The organism is Helicobacter pylori, assembly GCF_030062585.1.
In the GTDB taxonomy this organism is placed as follows: Bacteria; Campylobacterota; Campylobacteria; order Campylobacterales; family Helicobacteraceae; genus Helicobacter; species Helicobacter pylori_CN.
Window position 1 is genome coordinate 182,610 of record NZ_CP071935.1, and the last position, 21,363, is coordinate 203,972.

Annotated in this window: 19 protein-coding genes and 1 pseudogene; 8 read left to right on the plus strand and 12 right to left on the minus strand. The window is 40.1% G+C overall.

What is annotated here, in order from left to right:
• Positions 1 to 15: 15 nt before the first annotated feature.
• Together J5F42_RS00885 and J5F42_RS00890 are read right to left on the minus strand one after the other, a co-directional pair.
• Positions 16 to 1,671: an L-lactate permease gene (locus J5F42_RS00885; RefSeq protein WP_283491389.1), complete on the minus strand. Its 1,656-nt coding sequence runs from the start codon at positions 1,669 to 1,671 to the stop codon at positions 16 to 18.
• A gap of 55 nt (positions 1,672 to 1,726) precedes the next feature.
• Positions 1,727 to 3,376, minus strand: coding sequence for an L-lactate permease (locus tag J5F42_RS00890; RefSeq protein WP_283491390.1), 1,650 nt, complete (start codon positions 3,374 to 3,376; stop codon positions 1,727 to 1,729).
• 219 nt (positions 3,377 to 3,595) lie between these two features.
• On the opposite strand from J5F42_RS00890, the gene J5F42_RS00895 reads away from it, so the two are divergent.
• From J5F42_RS00895 to J5F42_RS00910, 4 genes are read left to right on the plus strand one after another with little or no spacing between them, the layout of a single operon-like run.
• Complete coding sequence (locus J5F42_RS00895; protein ID WP_000867254.1) at positions 3,596 to 4,324, plus strand: (Fe-S)-binding protein; 729 nt, start codon at positions 3,596 to 3,598, stop codon at positions 4,322 to 4,324.
• Positions 4,325 to 4,353: 29 nt separating this feature from the next.
• Complete coding sequence (locus J5F42_RS00900) at positions 4,354 to 5,799, plus strand: LutB/LldF family L-lactate oxidation iron-sulfur protein (protein ID WP_097712256.1); 1,446 nt, start codon at positions 4,354 to 4,356, stop codon at positions 5,797 to 5,799.
• On the plus strand, positions 5,792 to 6,427 hold the full coding sequence (locus J5F42_RS00905) for a LutC/YkgG family protein (RefSeq protein WP_097717479.1): 636 nt from the start codon (positions 5,792 to 5,794) through the stop codon (positions 6,425 to 6,427). Before J5F42_RS00900 ends, J5F42_RS00905 begins: the two co-directional genes overlap by 8 nt.
• Before the next feature lie 9 nt (positions 6,428 to 6,436).
• On the plus strand, positions 6,437 to 6,895 hold the full coding sequence (locus J5F42_RS00910; RefSeq protein ID WP_000412952.1) for a peroxiredoxin: 459 nt from the start codon (positions 6,437 to 6,439) through the stop codon (positions 6,893 to 6,895).
• A 230-nt stretch (positions 6,896 to 7,125) separates the two neighbouring features.
• Here J5F42_RS00910 and J5F42_RS00915 read toward each other — a convergent pair whose 3' ends face one another.
• Entirely contained in the window at positions 7,126 to 7,260 is a 135-nt protein-coding gene (locus tag J5F42_RS00915; protein WP_001222810.1) for an HP0135 family lipoprotein, read from the minus strand.
• A 292-nt stretch (positions 7,261 to 7,552) separates the two neighbouring features.
• Positions 7,553 to 8,902, minus strand: a complete 1,350-nt coding sequence (locus tag J5F42_RS00920) for a class II 3-deoxy-7-phosphoheptulonate synthase (RefSeq protein WP_283491391.1) — start codon at positions 8,900 to 8,902, stop codon at positions 7,553 to 7,555.
• Between the two features lie 180 nt (positions 8,903 to 9,082).
• Between J5F42_RS00920 and J5F42_RS00925 the strand changes: the two genes are divergently transcribed.
• Together J5F42_RS00925 and J5F42_RS00930 are read left to right on the plus strand one after the other, a co-directional pair.
• Positions 9,083 to 10,324 carry a serine/threonine transporter gene (locus J5F42_RS00925; RefSeq protein ID WP_078265000.1) on the plus strand — a complete coding sequence of 414 codons (1,242 nt, stop codon included), beginning with the start codon at positions 9,083 to 9,085 and terminating at the stop codon, positions 10,322 to 10,324.
• The gene (locus J5F42_RS00930; RefSeq protein WP_097699480.1) at positions 10,324 to 11,691 is read left to right on the plus strand and encodes an L-serine ammonia-lyase; all 1,368 of its coding nucleotides are present in this window, start codon (positions 10,324 to 10,326) and stop codon (positions 11,689 to 11,691) included. Before J5F42_RS00925 ends, J5F42_RS00930 begins: the two co-directional genes overlap by 1 nt.
• Positions 11,692 to 12,334: 643 nt before the next feature.
• Here the strand turns inward: J5F42_RS00930 and J5F42_RS00935 are convergent.
• A complete protein-coding gene (locus J5F42_RS00935) occupies positions 12,335 to 13,195 on the minus strand; it encodes a hypothetical protein (protein ID WP_097699479.1) in 861 nt (286 codons plus the stop codon).
• On the opposite strand from J5F42_RS00935, the pseudogene J5F42_RS07950 reads away from it, so the two are divergent.
• Positions 13,119 to 13,312, plus strand: a pseudogene (locus J5F42_RS07950) (hypothetical protein). The gene J5F42_RS00935 and the pseudogene J5F42_RS07950 sit on opposite strands and share 77 nt — an antisense overlap.
• Here the strand turns inward: J5F42_RS07950 and J5F42_RS00940 are convergent.
• From J5F42_RS00940 to thrS, 7 genes are all read right to left on the minus strand, one after another.
• Positions 13,292 to 13,453, minus strand: coding sequence for a hypothetical protein (locus tag J5F42_RS00940; protein WP_164500626.1), 162 nt, complete (start codon positions 13,451 to 13,453; stop codon positions 13,292 to 13,294). The pseudogene J5F42_RS07950 and the gene J5F42_RS00940 overlap by 21 nt on opposite strands.
• Before the next feature lie 162 nt (positions 13,454 to 13,615).
• A complete protein-coding gene (locus J5F42_RS00945) occupies positions 13,616 to 14,050 on the minus strand; it encodes a DUF1104 domain-containing protein (RefSeq protein WP_143408023.1) in 435 nt (144 codons plus the stop codon).
• Positions 14,051 to 14,403: 353 nt separating this feature from the next.
• On the minus strand, positions 14,404 to 15,264 hold the full coding sequence (locus tag J5F42_RS00950) for an outer membrane protein (protein WP_000750185.1): 861 nt from the start codon (positions 15,262 to 15,264) through the stop codon (positions 14,404 to 14,406).
• 200 nt (positions 15,265 to 15,464) lie between these two features.
• On the minus strand, positions 15,465 to 15,815 hold the full coding sequence (gene rplT / locus J5F42_RS00955) for a 50S ribosomal protein L20 (protein WP_001264164.1): 351 nt from the start codon (positions 15,813 to 15,815) through the stop codon (positions 15,465 to 15,467).
• A gap of 94 nt (positions 15,816 to 15,909) precedes the next feature.
• Complete coding sequence (gene rpmI, locus J5F42_RS00960; protein ID WP_001125542.1) at positions 15,910 to 16,104, minus strand: 50S ribosomal protein L35; 195 nt, start codon at positions 16,102 to 16,104, stop codon at positions 15,910 to 15,912.
• Positions 16,085 to 16,696: a translation initiation factor IF-3 gene (gene infC / locus J5F42_RS00965; protein ID WP_180463843.1), complete on the minus strand. Its 612-nt coding sequence runs from the start codon at positions 16,694 to 16,696 to the stop codon at positions 16,085 to 16,087. The genes rpmI and infC overlap by 20 nt, the downstream gene beginning before the upstream one ends.
• Positions 16,693 to 18,531 (minus strand): threonine--tRNA ligase, encoded by a 1,839-nt coding sequence (thrS, locus tag J5F42_RS00970; protein WP_283491392.1) that lies wholly within the window; start codon positions 18,529 to 18,531, stop codon positions 16,693 to 16,695. Before thrS ends, infC begins: the two co-directional genes overlap by 4 nt.
• A 358-nt stretch (positions 18,532 to 18,889) precedes the next feature.
• On the opposite strand from thrS, the gene ppsA reads away from it, so the two are divergent.
• Positions 18,890 to 21,328, plus strand: coding sequence for a pyruvate, water dikinase (ppsA, locus tag J5F42_RS00975; protein WP_240729615.1), 2,439 nt, complete (start codon positions 18,890 to 18,892; stop codon positions 21,326 to 21,328).
• Positions 21,329 to 21,363 lie beyond the last annotated feature (35 nt).

Here is a 21,363-nt window from a genome sequence, read left to right on the forward strand (position 1 = left end):
AAATCTAAAATGGCCCTACTTTATCGCAGGCACCACTTCAGGGATCAAATACGCAATCGCGCTGATCACGACTCCCATGATCGCTACAAAAATAAGGGAGTATTTAACGGTGAATTTGAACAAATCGCTCTCTTTCCCGGCTAACCCCACCGCCGCGCAAGCGATAGCGATGCTTTGAGGGCTTATCATCTTGCCCAAAGTGCCACCCACGGTATTAGCCGTTAGGGTTAAAATCTCAGGGAGGTGCAATCGTTGGGCGGTGAGTTGCTGTAAAGAGCCAAATAAAAGATTAGAACTCGTATCGCTTCCGGTTAAAAACACGCCAACCCATCCGATCAAGGGCGAGAAAAAAGTAAAAGCCAAACCCGTATGGGTGAGTGCTAAGGCTAGAGTGGAAGAAATCCCGCTGTAATTAGACACATAGGCAAAGCTTAAGACTAAACCAATAGTGAGAATGGGGTAGCGCATTTCTTTTAAAGTCTCGCCAAAAACGCTCACTGCATCGCTCACTCGCACCCTTAAAACGAGCATGCTAACAAGAGCGGCTAAAAAAATGGAAGTGCCTACGGTGTTGATTAAGAGAAATTTAAACACCACCGGAAAACTCACGCTTTGATTGGCTTCTACAAAAGGCGGGCTTTTAAAGATGTGGTTGCTGATGTTATTGAACTCAAAATAAAAATTAGAAAAAGCTAACAAGCCGTCTTTTTCAAACAAGGCTTTAAAAAAAGGCTGTATCCATAACACAATCACTAAAACCAAAATCACAAAAGGAGACCAAGCGACATAGATTTTACAGATATGATGGTTAGTTTTAGTGAATGAGACCGCTTTGCCGTCGCTTCTAAAAATGACTTTAGGCTGCCAAAATTTCAAAAAGAGTGCCGTTGCAACCAGTGAAACAAGGGCTGAAATAATACCAGGCAATTCTGGCCCTAAATAATTAGAGCTTAAAAATTGCGCGCCAGCGAAAGAAAAAGCCGCAATAAAAACGGCCGGAAAAGTCTCTTTAATCCCCTTAAAGCCATCCATTAAAAACACAATAAAAAACGGCACTAACAAGCTCACAAAAAAGAGGATTTTACCCGTCATGGCTGAAATTAAAATCGCTGGCACCCCTACCGCGCTCGCCATCGCGCTTATAGGGATACCCACTGCACCAAAGGCCACAGGAGCAGTATTAGCGATTAGGCATAACCCAGCAGCGTATAAAGGGCTTAACCCTAATCCCACTAAAATCGCTGCGGTAATGGCAATAGGCCCTCCAAAGCCGATTGCACCTTCTAAAAACGAGCCAAAACAAAAGCCAATCAAAATCACTAAAATGCGGTGATCTAAAGTGATGGACTGAACGCTTTCTTTTAAGATTTCAAAATAGCCGGATTTAACGCTGAGTTTGTATAAAAAAATCGCTGCAATGATGATCCAAGCGATCGGCCATAAGCCATAAAGGAAGCCATAAAGGAAGCTTGAACCCACCATGCTAACAGGCATTTTATACACTAAAACCGCAATAATGGCTGATAAGGCCACGCTCAAAAAGGCCGCTGTATAACCTTTGAGCTTAAAAATCATTAAAGATAAGAAAAATAATAAAATCGGCAATAAGGCCACAAGAGCGCTCAGCCAAATGTTACCCAAAGGGTCATAAATTTGATGAAATTCTAGCACTAAAAAATCCCTTTTAAAAATATTCTCTTAGCGCTAGATCTCTTTAAAAACCCCCTTATTTAGGAATGATGGGGATAATAAAGGGGAAGACATAAGCAATAAGAGTGAAAATAATCCCCATAATGATCGCCAAAGCGACGGAGTATTTTACCGTAAATCTGAACAATTCGCTCTCTTTCCCCACTAACCCCACCGCCGCGCAAGCGATAGCAATACTTTGAGGGCTTATCATTTTGCCCACAACGCCCCCGGAAGTGTTGGCCGCTAAGAAAAGCACTTCAGGCAAGCCAAGCTGTGTGGCGATGAGCATTTGCAAAGAGCCAAATAAAAGATTAGAGCTCGTATCGCTTCCGGTTAAAAACACCCCAAGCCAGCCTACAATAGGCGAAAAGAAAGTGAAAACATGCCCGGTATCTGCTAACGCTAAAGCGAGCGTAGCGCTCATGCCGCTATAATTAGCCACATACGCAAACGCTAAAACCACGCCAATGGTTAAAATCGGCAAACGCATTTCTTTTAAAGTGGCCCCAAACACCCCTATCGCATCGCTGATTTTCACGCGCAACAAAAACACGCTCAAAATGGCGGCTAAAAAAATGGAAGTGCCTGTCGTTAGAATCAAGGGGAATTTGAACACGACAGGAAAGCTTTTTGCTTCAGTAACAATGGGAGCGGTTTTAAAAATCTTTTGACTGATAGAATCAAATTCAAACGCAAAGCTAGAAAACGCCAAAGCCCCGCCTTCTTTAAAGAGCGCTTTAAACCAGGGTTGCGTCCATATGATAATCGTAATCGTGAGCAACACAAAAGGCATCCACGCCACGATCACCTTACAAATATGGTGTTTTTCTGTGCCAATCGTAGGCTCTTTGCCATTGCTGGTGAAAATGCGTTTGGGTTGCCAGAATTTTAAAAACAAAGTGGTAGCGATCAATGACACTAAAGCTGAAATAATATCCGGGAGCTGTGGCCCTAGATAATTAGAGCTTAAAAATTGCGCGATAGCGAAACTAAATCCGGTAACGGCCACTGCAGGAAAAGTCTCTCTAATCCCTCTAAAGCCATCCATTAAAAACACGATGAAAAAAGGAATACCAATGGAAAAAATGGGTAACACTCTGCCCACCATTTGAGAAATCTCTAACTCAGGGATACCCACCACGCTAGCCATCGCCGTAATAGGAATGCCCACCGCGCCAAAGGCTACAGGAGCGGTGTTAGCGATTAAGCACAACCCAGCAGCGTATAAGGGGTTTAGCCCAAGGCCGACTAAAATCGCTGCTGTGATCGCTACCGGGCCTCCAAAACCGATCGCTCCTTCTAAAAACGAGCCAAAACAAAAGCCAATCAAAATCACTAAAATGCGATGATCCGGCGTTAAACTCAAAATGCTTTCTTTTAAAATCTCAAAATACCCGGATTTCACTGAAAGGTTGTAAAGAAAAATTGCAGCGATCACAATCCAAGCGATCGGCCACAAGCCATAAAGAAAACCATAGAAAAAACTCGCGCTCACCATTTGAGCGGGCATTTTATACACGAATAACGCAATAAGGATTGAAAGCAATAAGCTTAAAAACCCAGCGCTATACCCCTTAAGTTTAAAGACAATAAGAGAGATAAAAAAGAGTGCAATAGGCGAAAGTGCGACTAAAGCGCTCAACCAAATATGGCCTAATGGGTCATAGACTTGATAAAATTCCATGAATTTTCCTTGAATAATTAAAAGTATTCTTTATCTTACTTAAAAGAAAAAACTAATTTTAAGTAGCATTTAATATTAAGTCAAATTTAATGGGTTTGTGGTTTATTTTAGTAACAACATTTGAGCGAGTGGGTTTATCAACTTGTGATTACAATCTTACTAATTTTGAGTATTATATTGTGTTTGAAACTCTTAATTTAGAATTTTAAGGAGTCTTCTTTGAAAGTCAATTTCTTTGCTACTTGTCTAGGAGCAGCCATATACAGCAACGCATCGCTTAACGCTATCAAATTACTCCGTAAGGAAAATTTGGAAGTGGTTTTTAAAAAAGACCAGACATGTTGCGGCCAGCCAAGCTATAACTCAGGATACTATGAAGAGACAAAAAAAGTCGTTTTATACAATATCAAGCTTTATTCCAATAACGACTACCCTATTATCTTGCCTAGCGGTTCATGCACAGGGATGATGCGGCACGATTATTTGGAATTGTTTGAAGGGCATGCGGAATTCAACATGGTTAAAGATTTTTGCTCTAGGGTGTATGAATTGAGCGAATTTTTGGATAAAAAATTGCAAGTCAAGTATGAAGATAAGGGCGAACCCCTTAAAATCACATGGCATTCTAATTGCCATGCCTTAAGGGTGGCTAAAGTGATTGACTCAGCGAAAAACCTCATCAGACAGCTTAAAAACGTGGAACTCATTGAATTGGAAAAAGAAGAAGAATGCTGCGGGTTTGGGGGGACTTTTTCGGTTAAAGAACCTGAAATTTCAGCGGTTATGGTTAAAGAAAAGATTAAAGATATAGAGAGCCGTCATGTGGATGTGATTGTTTCAGCGGATGCTGGGTGTTTGATGAATATCAGCACCGCTATGCAAAAAATGGGCTCTTTGACAAAACCCATGCATTTTTATGACTTTTTAGCCTCAAGGCTTGGGCTTTAACATTAAAGAATTATTTTAAGGAATAATCAATGGAAAAATATCATAGCGACCAAGAATACGAAGAAATCATCACCGACCAATTAGGCGATATGCAATTAAGGGAAAATTTGCGTTCTGCAATGGATACCTTAAGGGCTAATCGTAAGAATCTCCTTAAAAATCGTTACAGCGAGTGGGAAAATTTAAGGGAATTAGGCAAAGAAGTCAAGCTTAAAATCTTATCCAGGCTTGATGAATATTTGGAATTGTTTGAAAAAAACGCCACCAAAAACGGCTTTAAAATCCACTACGCTAAAGACGGCGATGAAGCTAATGAAATCATTTACAACCTCGCTAAAGAAAAGAATATCAAGCGCATTTTAAAACAAAAATCCATGGCGAGCGAAGAAATTGGCTTGAACCATTACTTGAAAGAAAAGGGCATTCAAGCGCAAGAAACGGATTTGGGCGAATTGATTATCCAACTCATTAATGAACACCCTGTGCATATTGTCGTGCCAGCCATCCATAAAAACCGCAAGCAAATCGGTAAGATTTTTGAAGAAAAACTCAACGCCGCTTATGAAGAAGAGCCTGAAAAGCTCAATGCGATCGCCAGAAAACACATGCGCAAAGAATTTGAAAGCTTTAAAATGGGGATCAGTGGGGTTAATTTCGCTATCGCTAATGAGGGAGCGATCTGGTTAGTGGAAAATGAAGGCAATGGCAGAATGAGCACCACCGCATGCGATGTGCATGTCGCAATTTGTGGGATTGAAAAATTAGTAGAAAGCTTTGATGATGCAGCGATTTTAAACAATCTGCTCGCCCCGAGTGCGGTGGGTGTGCCTATCACATGTTATCAAAACATCATCACAGGCCCCAGAAAAGAGGGCGATTTAGACGGCCCTAAAGAAGCCCACATCATTTTATTAGACAACAACCGCTCCAATATTTTGGCTGATGAAAAGTATTACCGTGCTCTTTCATGCATTCGTTGCGGGACTTGTTTGAACCACTGCCCTGTGTATGATAAAATCGGTGGGCATGCCTATCTTTCTACTTATCCTGGCCCTATAGGCGTGGTGGTATCCCCCCAACTCTTTGGCTTGAATAATTACGGGCATATCCCTAATTTGTGCAGTCTTTGCGGGCGTTGCACTGAAGTATGCCCTGTAGAAATCCCTTTAGCCGAACTCATTAGAGATTTACGATCGGATAAAGTGGGCGAGGGCAGGGGCGTGGTCAAGGGGGCTAAAAGCACCCAACACAGCGGGATGGAAAAATTCTCTATGAAAATGTTTGCCAAAATGGCAAGCGATGGGGCTAAGTGGCGTTTCCAATTGAAAATGGCTCAATTTTTCTCGCCTTTAGGCAAGCTTTTAGCACCTATACTGCCTTTAGTCAAAGAGTGGGCAAGCGTTAGGACCTTACCCAATATGGACACGAGCTTGCATGCCAAAGTCCAACACTTAGAAGGGGTGATTTATGAGTAAAGAGCTTATTTTAAAGCGCATTAAAAAAGCCAGAGCCAAGCACGCCATTCAGGGAGCAAACCCTGTTTATAGAAATATCATTAAAGTGGAGTTTGAAGACTTGGTGGAAGAATACAAGCATTTCCAGGTGTTGAATAAAGCTGAAGTCATTGAAAGCGCTAAAGAAAATTTAGAGCAAGCAATCTTAAAGGCTTTAGAAAATTTTCAAAGCAAAAAAGTCTTACACTCTACGGATTTAAATTTGAATTTTGAAGCGTTTAAGGATTTCACTTTACAGCCCTATGATAAAGAAATTGAAGCGATGCGTGAAGAGTTGTTTGAGATTGATACGGCTTTATTGCATGGGGTTTGTGGGATTTCAAGCTTGGGCATGATTGGGGCGGTTTCTTCGCATGCAAGCCCACGATTGCTTTCGCTCATCACCCTTAATTGCATTATCTTATTGAAAAAAGAATCCATTGTGCGCAATTTAAGCGAGGGCGTGCAAGCTTTAAAAAATCAAGGCCAAAACGGCGTATTGCCCACGAACATGCTCCTTATTGGCGGGCCTAGCCGGACAGCTGATATTGAATTAAAAACCGTTTTTGGGGTGCATGGACCTCAAAAAGTCGCTATCATTCTCTACTAAAGGATAAGAATGGAAAAATTAGAAGTAGGGCAATTAGCCCCTGATTTTAGGTTGAAAAACAGCGATGGCGTAGAAATTTCTTTAAAAGATTTGCTCCATAAAAAAGTGGTGCTGTATTTCTACCCTAAAGACAACACCCCCGGATGCACCTTAGAAGCCAAAGACTTTAGCGCTCTGTTTAGTGAATTTGAAAAGAAAAACGCTGTTGTCGTAGGCGTAAGCCCTGATAACGCTCAATCGCATCAAAAATTTATCAGCCAATGCTCTTTGAATGTGATTTTGCTCTGCGATGAAGATAAAAAAGCCGCCAATCTTTACAAAGCTTATGGCAAACGCATGCTTTATGGGAAAGAGCATTTGGGGATTATCCGCTCCACTTTCATTATCAACACGCAAGGCGTTTTAGAAAAATGCTTCTACAATGTCAAAGCGAAAGGCCATGCTCAAAAGGTTTTAGAGAGTTTGTAGTTTAACTCTCTAGCTTTCGCCCGTTTTAATTTTAGGCTTTTTGGCCATTCTCTTATTTTTAAAAACTTGTTTTTTAAACTTTGTTTTAGTTTTATAATAAAACTCATAAGGGATAAGGAATGTTTTAAAATCATTCCCTTACAACCCTAAGATCGCATCACAAGAAACCACCACTCGCTAGCTTTTTGATTGTGTTATTTTAAAAACGCTTTTGAGTATTTTTACAATTTTTATTTTTGTTCAGGTTGCCAAATGGTTTTTTCTGAAGGGGTGCTATCGGCTTCGTTTTGTAAGATTTGTTTTTTAGTTTCGTGGCAAGCCACAAACAATAACGCTAAAATTATAGCTAAAAAAGAAATTCTCATTTCAAGATCCTTTGAATAATATTAAAATGCTAATGATAATTATAAAGAAAAAGAGTTAAAGATAGATTAATATTTGGCTCTGTTTTCATCAAATGTCGGCACTCAAAACCTTATTTAACCTTATTATCCTTTAATTTTTAAAACTTTATTTTACACAAAACTCATTCTCTTAAGGGGATAACTGGGGTATTTTGAAATAACTCCCCCCCTACAACCCCCAACTAAATCCCCCTATAGAACGCATTACAAGAAACGATCGCTTGACTAAAGCCTCTTATTATCTTGATTTCAATCAAGATCGTTGTTTTTTAAGCATGTCAGCGATTAAAAAAGCGAGCTCTAGGGCTTGAGTGGCGTTTAATCTTGGATCACATTGCGTATAGTAATGGCAGCTCAAACCCTCTTCGGTGATTGCTTGCGAGCCACCGATACATTCTGTAACATTCTCACCTGTCATTTCCAAATGAACCCCTGAAGCCAAACTCCCTTCAGCCCTATGGATTTCAAAAAAGCTTTTCACTTCATCTAACACGCTATCAAAAGCCCTTGTTTTAACTCCTAAGCTGGTTTTGACCGTGTTACCATGCATGGGATCAATGCTCCATAAAATATGGCGTTTTTCTTTCAACACCCCTTGTAAAAGTTTAGGCAAACGCTCTTTAATCATCTTAGAACCCATGCGCACGATCAAATTCAAACGCCCCTTAATGTTGTGCGGGTTTAAAGCATCGCACAATTCTAACACTTCGCTCACGCTCGCATTAGGCCCGATTTTCACGCCAATAGGGTTACAAACCCCCCTTAAAAACTCCACATGCGCGCCCTTAGGATCTCTTGTCCTTTCGCCAATCCATAGCATGTGCGCGGAGCAATCATAAAACTGGTTAGTCAAACTATCCTTACGCACCAACGGCTCTTCATAATGGAGCAGTAACGCTTCGTGGCTGGTGTAAAATTCCACTTCCCTAAGAATAGGCGTTTTTTCTATCTCCACTCCGCATGCTCGCATAAACCCTAAAGCTTGCGTGATCCGATCAGCGATTTGCTGGTATTTTTGCCCAAAGTCGTTGTTTTTGACAAAATCCAAATTGAAACGATGCACTTGCTCCAAATCCGCTAACCCGCCTTGGGCAAAGGCTCTGATAAGGTTTAAAGTCGCTACGCTTTGATGGTAAGCTTTAAGCATTCTTTCAGGCTTTGGCTCTCTTTCTTTTTTGGAAATCCCATTGATAATATCCCCTCTGTAACTCAACACTTCTTCATCATCCAGTATTTCAGTCGCATTGGAGCGAGGCTTGGCAAATTGCCCGGCAATGCGCCCCACTTTCACGATCGGTATAGAGCCAGCAAAAGTTAAGACAATCGCCATTTGCATCATCACTTTAAACATGTCTCTAATTCGGTTAGCGCTAAATTGAGAAAACGACTCCGCGCAATCGCCCCCTTGCAACAAAAACGCCTTATTGTCAATGACTTGGGCTAAACGCTCTTGCAAGTTCCTCGCTTCGCCAGCAAACACTAAGGGAGGGTAAGAGTGCAATTCTTTTTTGACCCTTTCTAATTCCTGTTTATCTTTATAAGTGGGGTGTTGCTCTATCTTAAAAGAATGCCATGAAGTGGGCGACCAGGTTGTGTTTGACATTTCTATAATCCTTTATTAATCTTTTTTTAAGCGTTATTATAGCTTGTGCGGGTTAAATCGTGGATTTTAGGGAATAAATGCGCTCCCAAAACCACCCCTTAATCTCAAAAAACCCCAATCATAAAAAGCTTTATGCTACAATGAAAGCTCTTTAACACGATAAAAGGGCGGTTTAATAGCATGGCACAAGAAAAAGCGGTTTCAAGCGATCTCAAAAAGATCAATGCGTTTGATTTGCGTTGGATGGCGTCCTTATTTGGCACGGCGGTGGGGGCTGGGATTTTATTTTTGCCTATTAGAGCCGGTGGGCATGGGATATGGGCTATTGTGGTGATGAGCGCGATCATCTTCCCTTTAACTTATCTAGGGCATAGAGCCTTAGCTTATTTCATAGGATCTAAAGATCAAGAAGACATTACCATGGTCGTTCGCTCCCATTTTGGCGCTCAATGGGGTTTTCTTATCACTTTGCTTTATTTCTTGGCGATTTATCCTATTTGCTTGGCTTATGGGGTGGGTATCACTAACGTGTTTGATCATTTTTTCACTAACCAGTTGCATTTAGCGCCTTTTCATCGGGGCTTACTGGCTGTAGCGTTAGTCTCTTTAATGATGTTGGTGATGGTTTTTAACGCTACGATTGTAACACGCATTTGTAACGCTTTAGTGTATCCTTTATGCTTGATTTTATTGCTTTTTTCTTTGTATCTTATCCCTTATTGGCAAGGCGCTAATCTTTTTGTGGTGCCGAGCTTTAAAGAATTTGTGTTAGCCATTTGGCTAACCTTACCGGTGCTTGTGTTTTCGTTCAACCATAGCCCCATTATTTCAACCTTCACTCAAAATGTGGGAAAAGAATACGGCGCTTTCAAAGAGTATAAACTCAATCAAATTGAATTAGGGACATCGCTGATGCTTTTAGGGTTTGTGATGTTTTTTGTGTTTTCATGCGTCATGTGCTTGAATGCTGATGATTTTGTGAAAGCAAGGGAACAAAACATCCCTATTTTAAGCTATTTCGCTAACACTTTAAACAACCCTTTAATCAATTATGCGGGGCCTGTGGTGGCTTTTTTAGCGATCTTTTCATCTTTTTTTGGGCATTATTATGGGGCTAAAGAGGGTTTAGAAGGCATTATCATTCAAAGTTTAAAATTGAAAAAAGCTTCTAAAACCTTGAGTGTTAGCGTAACGATTTTTTTATGGCTGACTATCACGCTTGTGGCTTATATTAACCCCAATATCTTGGATTTTATTGAAAATTTAGGCGGCCCCATTATCGCGCTCATTCTGTTTGTGATGCCCATGATAGCTTTTTATAGCGTTTCTAGTTTGAAGCGTTTTAGAAACTTCAAAGTGGATATTTTTGTGTTTGTCTTTGGGAGCTTAACGGCTTTGAGCGTGTTTTTAGGACTATTTTAATGGCTAGTTTTTCTATTTTATCCATTTTTAAAATCGGCGTGGGGCCTAGCTCTTCACACACCATAGGGCCTATGGAAGCGGGGGCGAGATTTTGCGGGTTGTTAAAAGGCATTTTAGAGCAGGTTGAACATGTTCAAATCACCTTGCATGGCTCATTAGCTTTAACCGGTAAAGGGCATTTGAGCGATGAGGCGGTTTTAATTGGCTTGCATGGCATTTATGCTAACGAATTGGAGGTAACAACCAAAAAAGCCTTATTGCATGAGGTGTTTGAAAACAAAGTTTTAAAACTCGCTAACCAACGCAACATTCAATTTGATTATGCTAAAGATTTGATTTTTGACAACAAACCTTTAGCCAGACACCAAAACGCTCTCATTCTAAAAGCTTTTAACGCTAAAAATGAGGTTTTAAAAGAAGAGACTTATTATTCTGTTGGCGGAGGGTTTGTCTATACTGAAAAAGAATTAGACAACCTGTCTAAAGAGAGTGAAAATGAAAGCATTGCCTATGATTTTTCAAGCGCTAAGGAATTGCTAGAGTTGTGCCAAAAACACCAAAAAAGCATCGCTGGAATCGTGCGTTTGAGAGAAGACGCCCTGAAAAACCACCCTGATGCAATGATGGTTAAAATTTATCATGCGATGCTTGAGTGTTATGATAATGGGGCTAATTCTAAAGAAAAGTATCTGCCTGGTTCTTTGAGAGTAACACGATTAGCCCCAAGCATTAAAACGCGTTTAGAAAAACACCCCACAAGCGGGAAAGACCCCTTAGCGTTGATTGATTACATTTCGCTTTACGCTCGCGCCATTGCTGAAGAAAACGCCAGCGGAGGAAAGGTGGTAACCGCCCCCACTAATGGAGCGTGCGCGGTGGTGCCAAGCGTGCTTTTATACGCTAAAAACCATTTGTTTGAAAATTTATCGCAAAAGGCCATCAATGATTTTTTACTCACTAGCGCGGCGATTGGCTATCTTTACAAAAAAAACGCTTCCTTGAGCGGCGCAGAAGCGGGGTGTCAGGCTGAAATTGGTGTGGCAAGCTCTATGGCTGCGGGGGGGTTAGCCCATTTGTGCCAAGCGACCACGCAACAGGTTTTAATCGCTAGCGAAATCGCTATGGAACACCATTTAGGATTGACATGCGATCCGGTGGGGGGCTTGGTGCAAATCCCTTGCATTGAACGCAATGTTTTAGGAGCGATTAAAGCGATCAGCGCTTCTAAACTGGCTTTAGAAGATGAATACAAGCCTAAAGTGAGCCTAGATGAAGTGATCGCTACGATGTATGCGACCGGAAAAGACATGAATGAAAAATACAAAGAGACTTCGTTAGGGGGGTTAGCCAAAACCTTAAAATGCTAAAAGATAGCTCTAATCTTTAGGGGTTTTATTTCCTAAAAAAGGCTTTGTTTTTATCAAATGCAAATAAATCTTATCCAACTTTAATATCCTTCAAAAATTTTTAAACATAGGGTTTTAAAGCGTTATTCCATCGTTTTGGATTCCATTTTATAGTAAAAAGTTTATTCAAGCTCATAAGGGGATAGGAGGCCTTTTGAAATCATTCCCCTAACCCCCCAAAACTCCCCATAACCCTATAAAAGCGCGTCATGAGAAACTATCACTCGCTTTTTGCAAGCTTTTTTTAAATATGAAAAATACTCAAAAGCATCAATTTGATTACCAATACCCCACTAAAATAAAACCAAAAATTTTCACATGCTTTTATGTAAAATGCATTGGAATATCTTAAGGTTATTTTATCATGGCTCTATCCGTCATTATGTTTCAAAGATTTTTGCGTAACAAAAGAGCTAATCATTAAGCGTAAAAAGAGCTGAAAAGTTTAAAAACTTCAAAAAAGCGGTGGTTTTTAAAAGAGATAGTCCTAACCAATAGGACACAGAGCTTAGCGATAGAGAGCTATAAAGCCTAGAAAAGAAGCACTTAAGAGACTTATTTAAAGAAAGCCCCCTACTCAAAAAGGTAAGCTAGGGCTATTTTACTATTTTTCAGACTTACTAGAGTCGCTAATTTGCTTTTCAAACTCTTGTTGCAAGGCTTGTTGTTGTTTTTCTTTCTTTGAAAGGCGGCGTTTTTTCTTAGGTTTTTTCTCTTTTTTTGAAGAAGTCTCTGGCTCTTTTGAAGCTGTTTCTTTGAGTGCGTTAGCATTAGTCGTAGAATCTAGATCCGAATTAGAAGCGTTCTGTGTTCTCTTAGAAGAGCTTATAAATTCAGGGCTATCAGTATGGTTTTGAAGCTCCCCACTGCTCCTCTTTTGAAACGCTGCTTTAGTGTCTTTCTCAGCTTGATCTTCCATTTTTTTAAGAGTGACTGCATCCAGTTTTCTAGCCTTTTCTTTTTGGCTTACTCTAACCATGCTGATCAAGTATTTGATATACCCATCATACATATCCCCAAACTGCTCATGCAAAGCCCCAAAATCCGAGCCTTTGTAAAGCCAGTTGAACAAAGGGAGTGAAAGCTCTGTCCCTAAGTCTTTAAGCACATGTTTATAAAATTTCTCCCTGTCATTCACCACAAAAGAAACCTTGCCATCTTTATGCTCATAATAACAAATCTTTTGATCCACACAACTTTCCAAACTCCCCTTAAAGAAAGCTCCAAAAGCGGATAAGTCGCCCTTACTCATCTTGGTTTCAGAATACTGGTTAAAATTCTTCACGCGCTCTTTTTCCAAATTAACCATGCTCTTTAAAACCCTCTTGCGGTCTTTTTTCACATTCCCTGTGGAGCTTTCAGAAAACATAACATTGGGATCAACTGTAGTGTTAATAGTGGCAGAATCCGTTTCTGCTCTCAACAAAAAAGTCGTAGCCGCTAAAAAAAATAAAATCCGTTTCACACCAAACTCCTAATCAATATATAACCGCAACAAAAATAGATACTGTTCTTCATAAAAGCTCCCTTTTGAAATTTTCTTCTATTGATAAAAAACCACCTAGAATTCAAGCTGTTTTAACTGTCTTAAAATACAGACTTTCAAAGGGTCTTTACTATTGGGTATGATACTATAAATATCCAAAAAATACAAACACTCCAAAAACTTTAACTCTAAAAAATTGGCATGCCCTTCACAGCTAAAGGGTTTTAAGAGTAGCAAAGCCCACCCACCAGATAGATAGCCTCTATTTTAAGAGTCAATGCCCAAACGCCATGACAATTATAACACGAAAACGCCCTAATCCCCACAGCCAAAAGCTAGGGGCTTATGGCGTGGTTTTACAAAAATCAAAAAAAATTAGCACACCCTAAGCGCTAATGCTTATGATGGCTTGGTTTTTTCCCTTTTTTTCCCTTTTTTTCCCTTTTTTTCATGATCATGAAAAGGGCCTTCACATGCACAATCATGCAAATCTAGCCCCTCTTCACGATATTCTTTCATGGTCATTGTTTTCTTTTTGTTAGCAATCGCTTCAAGAATTTCTTTTTTACGCTTGTTGCGATCTTCTTGGCTTAAAGAAGCTAAATTCTTATCCATCGCTTTCTTAAAATCCGCTTTATAATTTTTACGATCTTCTTCTTTCATCACCGCTAATCGCTTATTGATTTCTGCGCGAAACTCTGGAACTTCGCTAGGAGCGACTTTCCCTGCTTGCTCCAATAGTTGCTTATCATTCATGCTCTTAAAATCACTCGCATTCAAAAAAAGCCCAAAAAAAGTCCCTGTAAATAATAAAGAAAACGCCAATTTTTTCATCAAATGCTCCCAATTCAAAAATAAAAAATGAATTCTATCATCTGATTGATTAAAGATAACTTATAGTGCTTTAATAGCCAATTGATTTTTAGATTTTATGATCAGCACTCCATTAAAACAGCTAACCTATATTCCCTATCATTATTTTCAAAAATAATCAATTTATTTTTGATTTTTCAAAGAATTGTTTGTGTGCTGTTGTTGGTAAGTTCAATTGCTTGTAAGGATTGTGCTTTAATTTTTAGCAAGTAGCCGTATTGATTTTTTAAAGCCTTTGATACAAGAAAATCATAAAAGGCTATAAAGAGCAAAAGCCCTTTTCTATGCCCCCATAAGATTAACCCTAAAACACCTTAAAAGCTTACAATGTAACGCCAATAAAAGGCATAGGGGCGGTGAAAGGTGAATCTATAAGTAGTCCCTTCAGGCACATTATCCGCACTAGCGGTGTAGTAATTGTTGCGGATGGTTTGGATTTTCAAGCCAATTTCAAAACCTTGGTGTTTCGTGCCTAAACGAATCCCTCCATTCACTAAGACCTGGAAATTTGAAGGGTGGAAACTCCCTCTGTATTCATCAGCCAAGTCCTTGAAATAATAGTTTGTTGGACCCCAAGAGGTGCCACCAATCGCAACGCCTAAGAAAAACCCAAAATGCAAGTTCTCACGATTGAAAATAGCCGGGTTAAACAACACATCTGTGCCAGCCCCATAGCCAAACATGAAACTTTGAGAACCCTTGCGAGCGTCTCTCATGCCATAATCATTATAAGTGTAATACTTATAATAAGAGCTTGCAAAATCAAAGAATCCGTAATAACGCATTCCAAATTGCGGGGATTTCTTAAAAAAATGCTTATACCCTACAACAAACCCAAAACCATTGATAGCGTATTGTTGGTTGCTTAAGCCCTTATACCCACGAGTCCCTAGAGCGCCATGGGTAAGCCCTCCTGTGGGGTTTGACGCTGTGGGCATGTTAGGCGTATTAGAGCCATAAGCCCCACTTTGATTACCATTACAATTCCCATGGGAACAATTTTGAGCGGTAGTGCTGAGCATACCTAACTGGTAATCAATCCCTATAAAAGCAGCATTTCTTTCACCTTTTTTGGTAGGGCTAGTCTTAATAGCTTTTTCTTGCTTAGGGGTCTCTGCTGACAACAAGCTTGTCATTGCTAGAGAGATAGCACCTACTATAACAGATTTCTTCATGTATTCCTTCCTTCTACATTTTCTCTATTTGAGTTCTAAATGCTACATTCTACTATAAAATTGCTTTCTTTTTGATTAAATATAGCGATTGAATGAGAATAAATTGAAACAAAAATCAATTTTAGGAACTTTTTAGTAAAAATTCCTAAATCCTCTCACCTTTTTTAGGCTAAAACTAAAACCTTAACAGCCAATAGAGGTTAAAGATGCTCTTTCACGCTCTCTAACACGCTCTTAAAGGCTTGCATGTCGTTCATCGCCATGTCTGCTAAAACCTTGCGGTCTAATTCAATGTTAGCCACTTTTAAAGCATGCATGAAGCACGAATAACTTGTATTGTGCATCCTGCAAGCCGCATTGATCCTTACCACCCACAAACTCCTGAACTCTCTTTTCTTTTGTTTGCGATCCCTAAAGGCATAATACATGCTCCTTTCAAGCTGTTCTTTAGCCTTTCTAAAATGCTTTCTTCTGCCACTATAAAACCCTCTAGCGAGTTTTAAGACTTTTTTATGGCGTCTTCTGCGCACAACGCCTGTTTTAACTCTCATTTCTTTACCTTTCTTTTTAAAATATTTTTAGGTGCGTTTTTCAAACGACTTTCCCTTAAATAAGGGGATTAACTCCACTTCCTAATGAGCATTCCTAAGCCCTGCAAAGCAACGACATGACAGAATGCGCGTTAGTGTGATGCACATGTTTTGGCGCGTTTAAATTGGCTTTACGCTTGGGGCTTTTTTTAGTCAAAATATGGCTTTTAAAAGCGCTGCCACGCTTAATCAAGTTTTTTTTGACTTTGAAACGCTTAGACGCGCCACGATTAGTCTTCATTTTTGGCATGATTTTCTCCTTTCATAAGGTTAATACGATTAAAAGGCGGGTTATTTTCTTTGGTTTTCTTTTCGTTTTTGGGAGCTTCTTTAGCCTTAGGCACAAACATCCATGAAACAAAACGCCCCTCGGTTTTTGGCTCTTTTTCAGGGTTGGCTAAATCTTGCATCATCGTTTGGACTCTAAAAAGCACATCAAGCCCGGCTTTTGAATTTTGACTCTCCCTACCCTTTAAAACCACTTTGAATTTGACATGTTTGTTGGCTTCAATAAATTCCCTCGCATGCTTGACTTTATAGTTAATATCGTTTTGCGCGATCTGAGTGGAAAGCTTGATCTCTTTGATTTCAATTTGCTTTTGCTTTTTCTTGGCTTCCTTGATTTTCTTTTCATTTTGGTAGCGGAATTTATTATAATCCATCACCTTACACACGGGAGGTTTCGCGCTCGCTGAAATCAAAACCAAATCCAAACCTAAATTTTGAGCGATATTGAGCGCTTCTTTGGAAGAAATGATCCCATACACTTCGCCATTATCGCCCACGCAACGCACTTCTTTAAAATTAATGTCTCCGTTTAACAACGCTTCGTTTCTACTCAAAAACTAACCTCTTGCATCTTGGATTCAACCATGTTTAAAAACTCCTTTAAGGGCATTTTATATTGAGCTTGTTTTTCTCTGTCTCTAATGGATAGAATTTCGGTCTCCACCTCTTCATTCCCTAACACTAAAATCATAGGGATTTTTTGCTTTTCGGCTAAGCGCACCTTTTTATTCAAGCTGTCGTTTTTATCCAACACTTCTACAAAAATATCGCGCTTTTTTAGCGCCTCTTTTAATTTCAAAGCAAAAACATGATGCTCTTCATTAATAGGAATGAGAGCGATTTGAGTGGGCGCGACAAAGAAAGGGAAATTCCCTCCAAAATGTTCGCTCAAAATCGCAATAAACCTTTCAAACGAGCCTAAAATCGCTCTGTGGATCATCACCGGCTGTTCAGCGTGATTGTGTTCATTAGTGAAAGCGAGCTTGAAGCGTTCAGGCAAATTCATATCCACTTGAATCGTGCCGCACTGCCACTTACGCTTCAAAGCGTCAGTGATTTTAATGTCAATCTTAGGCCCATAGAAAGCCCCTCCCCCCTCATCAATCTTATAATTAATGTGGTGTTCTTTTAGAGCTTCTTTTAAAGCGTTAGTGGCCTTTTCCCAAACTTTATCATCGCCTATGGATTTAGCCGGCCTTGTGGATAATTCCATTTCATAGCTAAAATCAAACGCTTGCATAATCTTATGCGTGAAATCTAAAATCGCACTCACTTCGCTTTGGATCTGTTCAAAAGAGCAAAAAATATGTGCATCGTCTTGGGTAAATTCCCTAACCCTTAAAAGCCCATGCAACACGCCGCTTTTTTCATGCCGATGCACCACGCCGTATTCATAAAACCTTAAAGGCAAATCTCTATAGCTGTGTAAAGCGCTTTGATAAACTTTAATATGCCCCACGCAGTTCATGGGCTTTATGCCGTATTCTTGCTCATCAATCGTGGTGAAATACATGTTTTCTTTATAATTGTCATAATGCCCGCTGATTTTCCACACATCGCTCTTTAAAATCTCAGGGCCTTTGACCGGCTCATAGCCTCTTAAAAGTAACGCTTTGCTCAATAAATCTTCAATGCGCTTCCTAAGCCTTGCCCCTTTAGGCAGCCATAAAGGTAAGCCTGCCCCTATCTCATCATCAAAGCTAAAAAGCCCTAGCTCCACGCCTAACTTTCTGTGATCCCGTTTTTTCGCTTCTTCTATTTGGAAAAGATAGTCTTTTAAGCCCTCTTTGGTGGCAAAAGCGATGCCATAGATTCTAATGAGCATTTCATTGTTTTCATCGCCGCCCAAATAAGCCCCAGCCAGTTTAGTGAGCTTGAAATGGTTTAAAAAACGGGTGTTTGGGAGATGCGGCCCCTTACACAAATCTTCAAACTCGCCTTGTTGATACACGCCAAATATATCGCCACTGATTTTACTCATCACCGCATGCTTTAATTCATCGCCCTTAAAACGCTCCAAAGCTTGCTCTCTGGTTAAAGTCTCTTTAGTGATAGCGAGCTTTGACTTCGCAAACTCTTTCATTTTCGCTTCAATTTTAGGCAAATCCTCTTCGCTGATTTTTGAAGAAGTCTTAAAATCGTAATAAAACCCCTCTTCTACCACAGGGCCTACAAAAAATTTCGCGTCCGGATAAAGGGCTTTCAAGCTTTGCGCGAGCAAATGCGCGCATGAATGCCTGATCACCTCTAAAGCCAAAGGCGAATCATCAAAATATATCGGCTCACTCCCTTTTAACGCTTTAATCCCATCGCTCAGCCCTAAGACTTTCGCACTCTCTAAATCTATTATTTGCTCGTCTTTATAAACAGCAATCAGTTCCGCACTCATTCTTTAAAACTTATGTTTCCTTTCTTATAAACCTTAAAATTTAGCAATCTTTTGATCCAAACCCGCATTGCACTTGCGAATCCACTTTCTCAGCTTTAGGGTCGCTCATAGGCTTTAAACACGCTTGTAAAAATACCATACAAAACAAATTCAATAGCAACCGCCTATACAAAACCACCCTTTCTGTATTCAAAAATACCTAACTAATCGCCTATTATACAATAAAATCATAAATCAAAAAGAATACACCCCTATTAGCAAGCTTAGAATACAAACTGGCTAAAACTAAAGCTCTATCATGCTATCATTATTATATTTTATGTTTTAAGAGACTTAATGATCATTTTAAGGGAGTTTTGTGCGATATATCAAGTTTTTCAAAGAGTTGAACAATAAGAATGTGAATCTGGTTGGGGGCAAGAACGCTAGCATTGGCGAGATGTTTCAAGAACTAGTGCCAATTGGGATTAAAGTGCCTGATGGCTTTGCGATCACGAGCGAAGCGTATTGGTATCTTTTAGAGCAAGGGGGGGCTAAACAAAAAATCATAGAGCTTTTAGAAAATGTTGATGCCACCGAAATTGATGTGTTAAAAATCCGCTCCAAACAAATCAGAGAGCTTATTTTTGGCACGCCTTTTCCTAGCGATTTAAGAGATGAGATTTTTCAAGCTTATGAGATTTTAAGCCAGCAATACAACATGAAAGAAGCCGATGTGGCTGTAAGGAGTTCCGCTACTGCAGAAGACTTGCCGGACGCTTCTTTTGCCGGGCAGCAAGACACTTATTTAAACATTAAGGGTAAAACAGAATTGATCCACTATATCAAATCCTGTTTAGCGTCGCTTTTTACCGACAGAGCGATTAGCTATAGGGCGAGTCGTGGGTTTGATCATTTAAAAGTCGCCTTGAGTGTGGGGGTGCAAAAAATGGTGCGAGCGGATAAAGGCAGTGCGGGCGTGATGTTTTCTATTGACACCGAAACCGGTTTTAAAGACGCGGTGTTTATCACTTCAGCGTGGGGGTTAGGCGAAAATGTGGTGGGCGGCACGATAAACCCTGATGAATTTTATGTGTTTAAGCCCACTTTAGAGCAAAACAAACGCCCCATTATCAAACGCCAGCTCGGCAATAAAACGCAAAAAATGGTCTATGCCCCAAGGGGTAGCGAACACCCCACCAGAAACATTAAAACCACCAAAAAAGAATGGCAATCCTTTTCATTGAGCGATGAAGACGTGCTGATTTTAGCCAAATACGCCATTGAAATTGAAAAACACTACTCTAAAGAAGCCAAACAATACCGCCCTATGGATATAGAATGGGCTAAAGATGGCGAGAGTGGGGAGATCTTTATCGTTCAAGCACGCCCAGAAACCGTTCAAAGCCAAAAAAGTAAAGAAGAAAGTCAAGTCTTTGAAAAATTCAAATTCAAAAACCCTAACGAAAAAAAAGAGATTATCTTACAAGGCAGAGCGATTGGGAGTAAAATCGGCTCAGGGAAAGTGCGTATCATCAATGATTTGGAGCATATGAATTCTTTTAAAGAGGGCGAAATTTTAGTTACGGATAACACCGACCCAGACTGGGAGCCTTGCATGAAAAAAGCGAGCGCGGTTATCACTAATCGTGGGGGGCGCACTTGCCATGCCGCTATTGTGGCTAGAGAAATTGGCGTGCCAGCCATTGTTGGGGTGAGCGGGGCGACCGATAGCCTTTATACCGGCATGGAAATCACGGTTTCTTGCGCTGAGGGCGAAGAGGGCTATGTGTATGCAGGCATTTATGAGCATGAAATTGAAAGGGTGGAGCTTTCTAACATGCAAGAAACGCAAACAAAAATTTACATTAACATTGGAAACCCTGAAAAAGCCTTTAGCTTTTCTCAGCTCCCTAATCACGGCGTAGGGCTGGCCAGAATGGAAATGATTATTTTAAATCAAATCAAAGCCCACCCCTTAGCTTTAGTGGATTTGCACCACAAAAAAAGCGTGAAAGAAAAAAATGAAATTGAAAACCTCATGGCAGGCTATGCTAACCCTAAAGATTTTTTTGTGAAAAAAATCGCTGAAGGCATTGGCATGATCAGCGCGGCGTTTTACCCTAAACCTGTGATTGTAAGGACTAGCGATTTCAAATCCAACGAATACATGCGCATGCTTGGCGGCTCTAGCTATGAACCCAATGAAGAAAACCCCATGCTTGGATATAGAGGGGCTAGTCGGTATTATTCAGAAAGCTATAATGAAGCGTTTTCATGGGAGTGCGAAGCCTTAGCGTTGGTGAGGGAAGAAATGGGATTAACCAACATGAAAGTGATGATCCCTTTTTTACGCACCATTGAAGAGGGTAAAAAAGTCCTAGAGATCTTAAGAAAAAACAATTTAGAATCCGGTAAAAACGGGCTTGAAATTTATATCATGTGTGAATTGCCGGTGAATGTCATTTTGGCTGATGATTTCTTAAGCTTGTTTGATGGCTTTTCTATTGGATCAAACGATTTAACCCAGCTCACTTTAGGCGTGGATAGAGACAGCGAGTTAGTTAGCCATGTCTTTGATGAAAGGAATGAAGCGATGCTAAAAATGTTTAAAAAAGCGATTGAAGCTTGTAAAAGGCACAACAAATATTGCGGGATTTGCGGGCAAGCCCCAAGCGATTACCCTGAAGTGACAGAGTTTTTAGTCAAAGAGGGCATCACTTCCATTTCTTTAAACCCTGATAGCGTAATCCCCACTTGGAACGCCGTAGCCAAGTTAGAAAAAGAGTTGAAAGACCATGGCTTAACTGCGCCTTGATAATAAATGGGTTGATCTAACTTGAGTGGGTTTTT

Coding starts and splice junctions, on each gene's coding strand:
- J5F42_RS00910 (WP_000412952.1), top strand. CDS start 6,437: ATGGAAAAATTAGAAGTAGGGCAATTAGCCCCTGATTTTAGGTTGAAA.
- J5F42_RS00920 (WP_283491391.1), bottom strand. CDS start 8,902: ATGTCAAACACAACCTGGTCGCCCACTTCATGGCATTCTTTTAAGATA.
- J5F42_RS00930 (WP_097699480.1), top strand. CDS start 10,324: ATGGCTAGTTTTTCTATTTTATCCATTTTTAAAATCGGCGTGGGGCCT.
- rplT (WP_001264164.1), bottom strand. CDS start 15,815: ATGAGAGTTAAAACAGGCGTTGTGCGCAGAAGACGCCATAAAAAAGTC.
- J5F42_RS00900 (WP_097712256.1), top strand. CDS start 4,354: ATGGAAAAATATCATAGCGACCAAGAATACGAAGAAATCATCACCGAC.
- J5F42_RS00890 (WP_283491390.1), bottom strand. CDS start 3,376: ATGGAATTTTATCAAGTCTATGACCCATTAGGCCATATTTGGTTGAGC.
- J5F42_RS00925 (WP_078265000.1), top strand. CDS start 9,083: ATGGCACAAGAAAAAGCGGTTTCAAGCGATCTCAAAAAGATCAATGCG.
- J5F42_RS00905 (WP_097717479.1), top strand. CDS start 5,792: ATGAGTAAAGAGCTTATTTTAAAGCGCATTAAAAAAGCCAGAGCCAAG.
- J5F42_RS00950 (WP_000750185.1), bottom strand. CDS start 15,264: ATGAAGAAATCTGTTATAGTAGGTGCTATCTCTCTAGCAATGACAAGC.
- J5F42_RS00915 (WP_001222810.1), bottom strand. CDS start 7,260: ATGAGAATTTCTTTTTTAGCTATAATTTTAGCGTTATTGTTTGTGGCT.
- rpmI (WP_001125542.1), bottom strand. CDS start 16,104: ATGCCAAAAATGAAGACTAATCGTGGCGCGTCTAAGCGTTTCAAAGTC.
- thrS (WP_283491392.1), bottom strand. CDS start 18,531: ATGAGTGCGGAACTGATTGCTGTTTATAAAGACGAGCAAATAATAGAT.
- J5F42_RS00945 (WP_143408023.1), bottom strand. CDS start 14,050: ATGAAAAAATTGGCGTTTTCTTTATTATTTACAGGGACTTTTTTTGGG.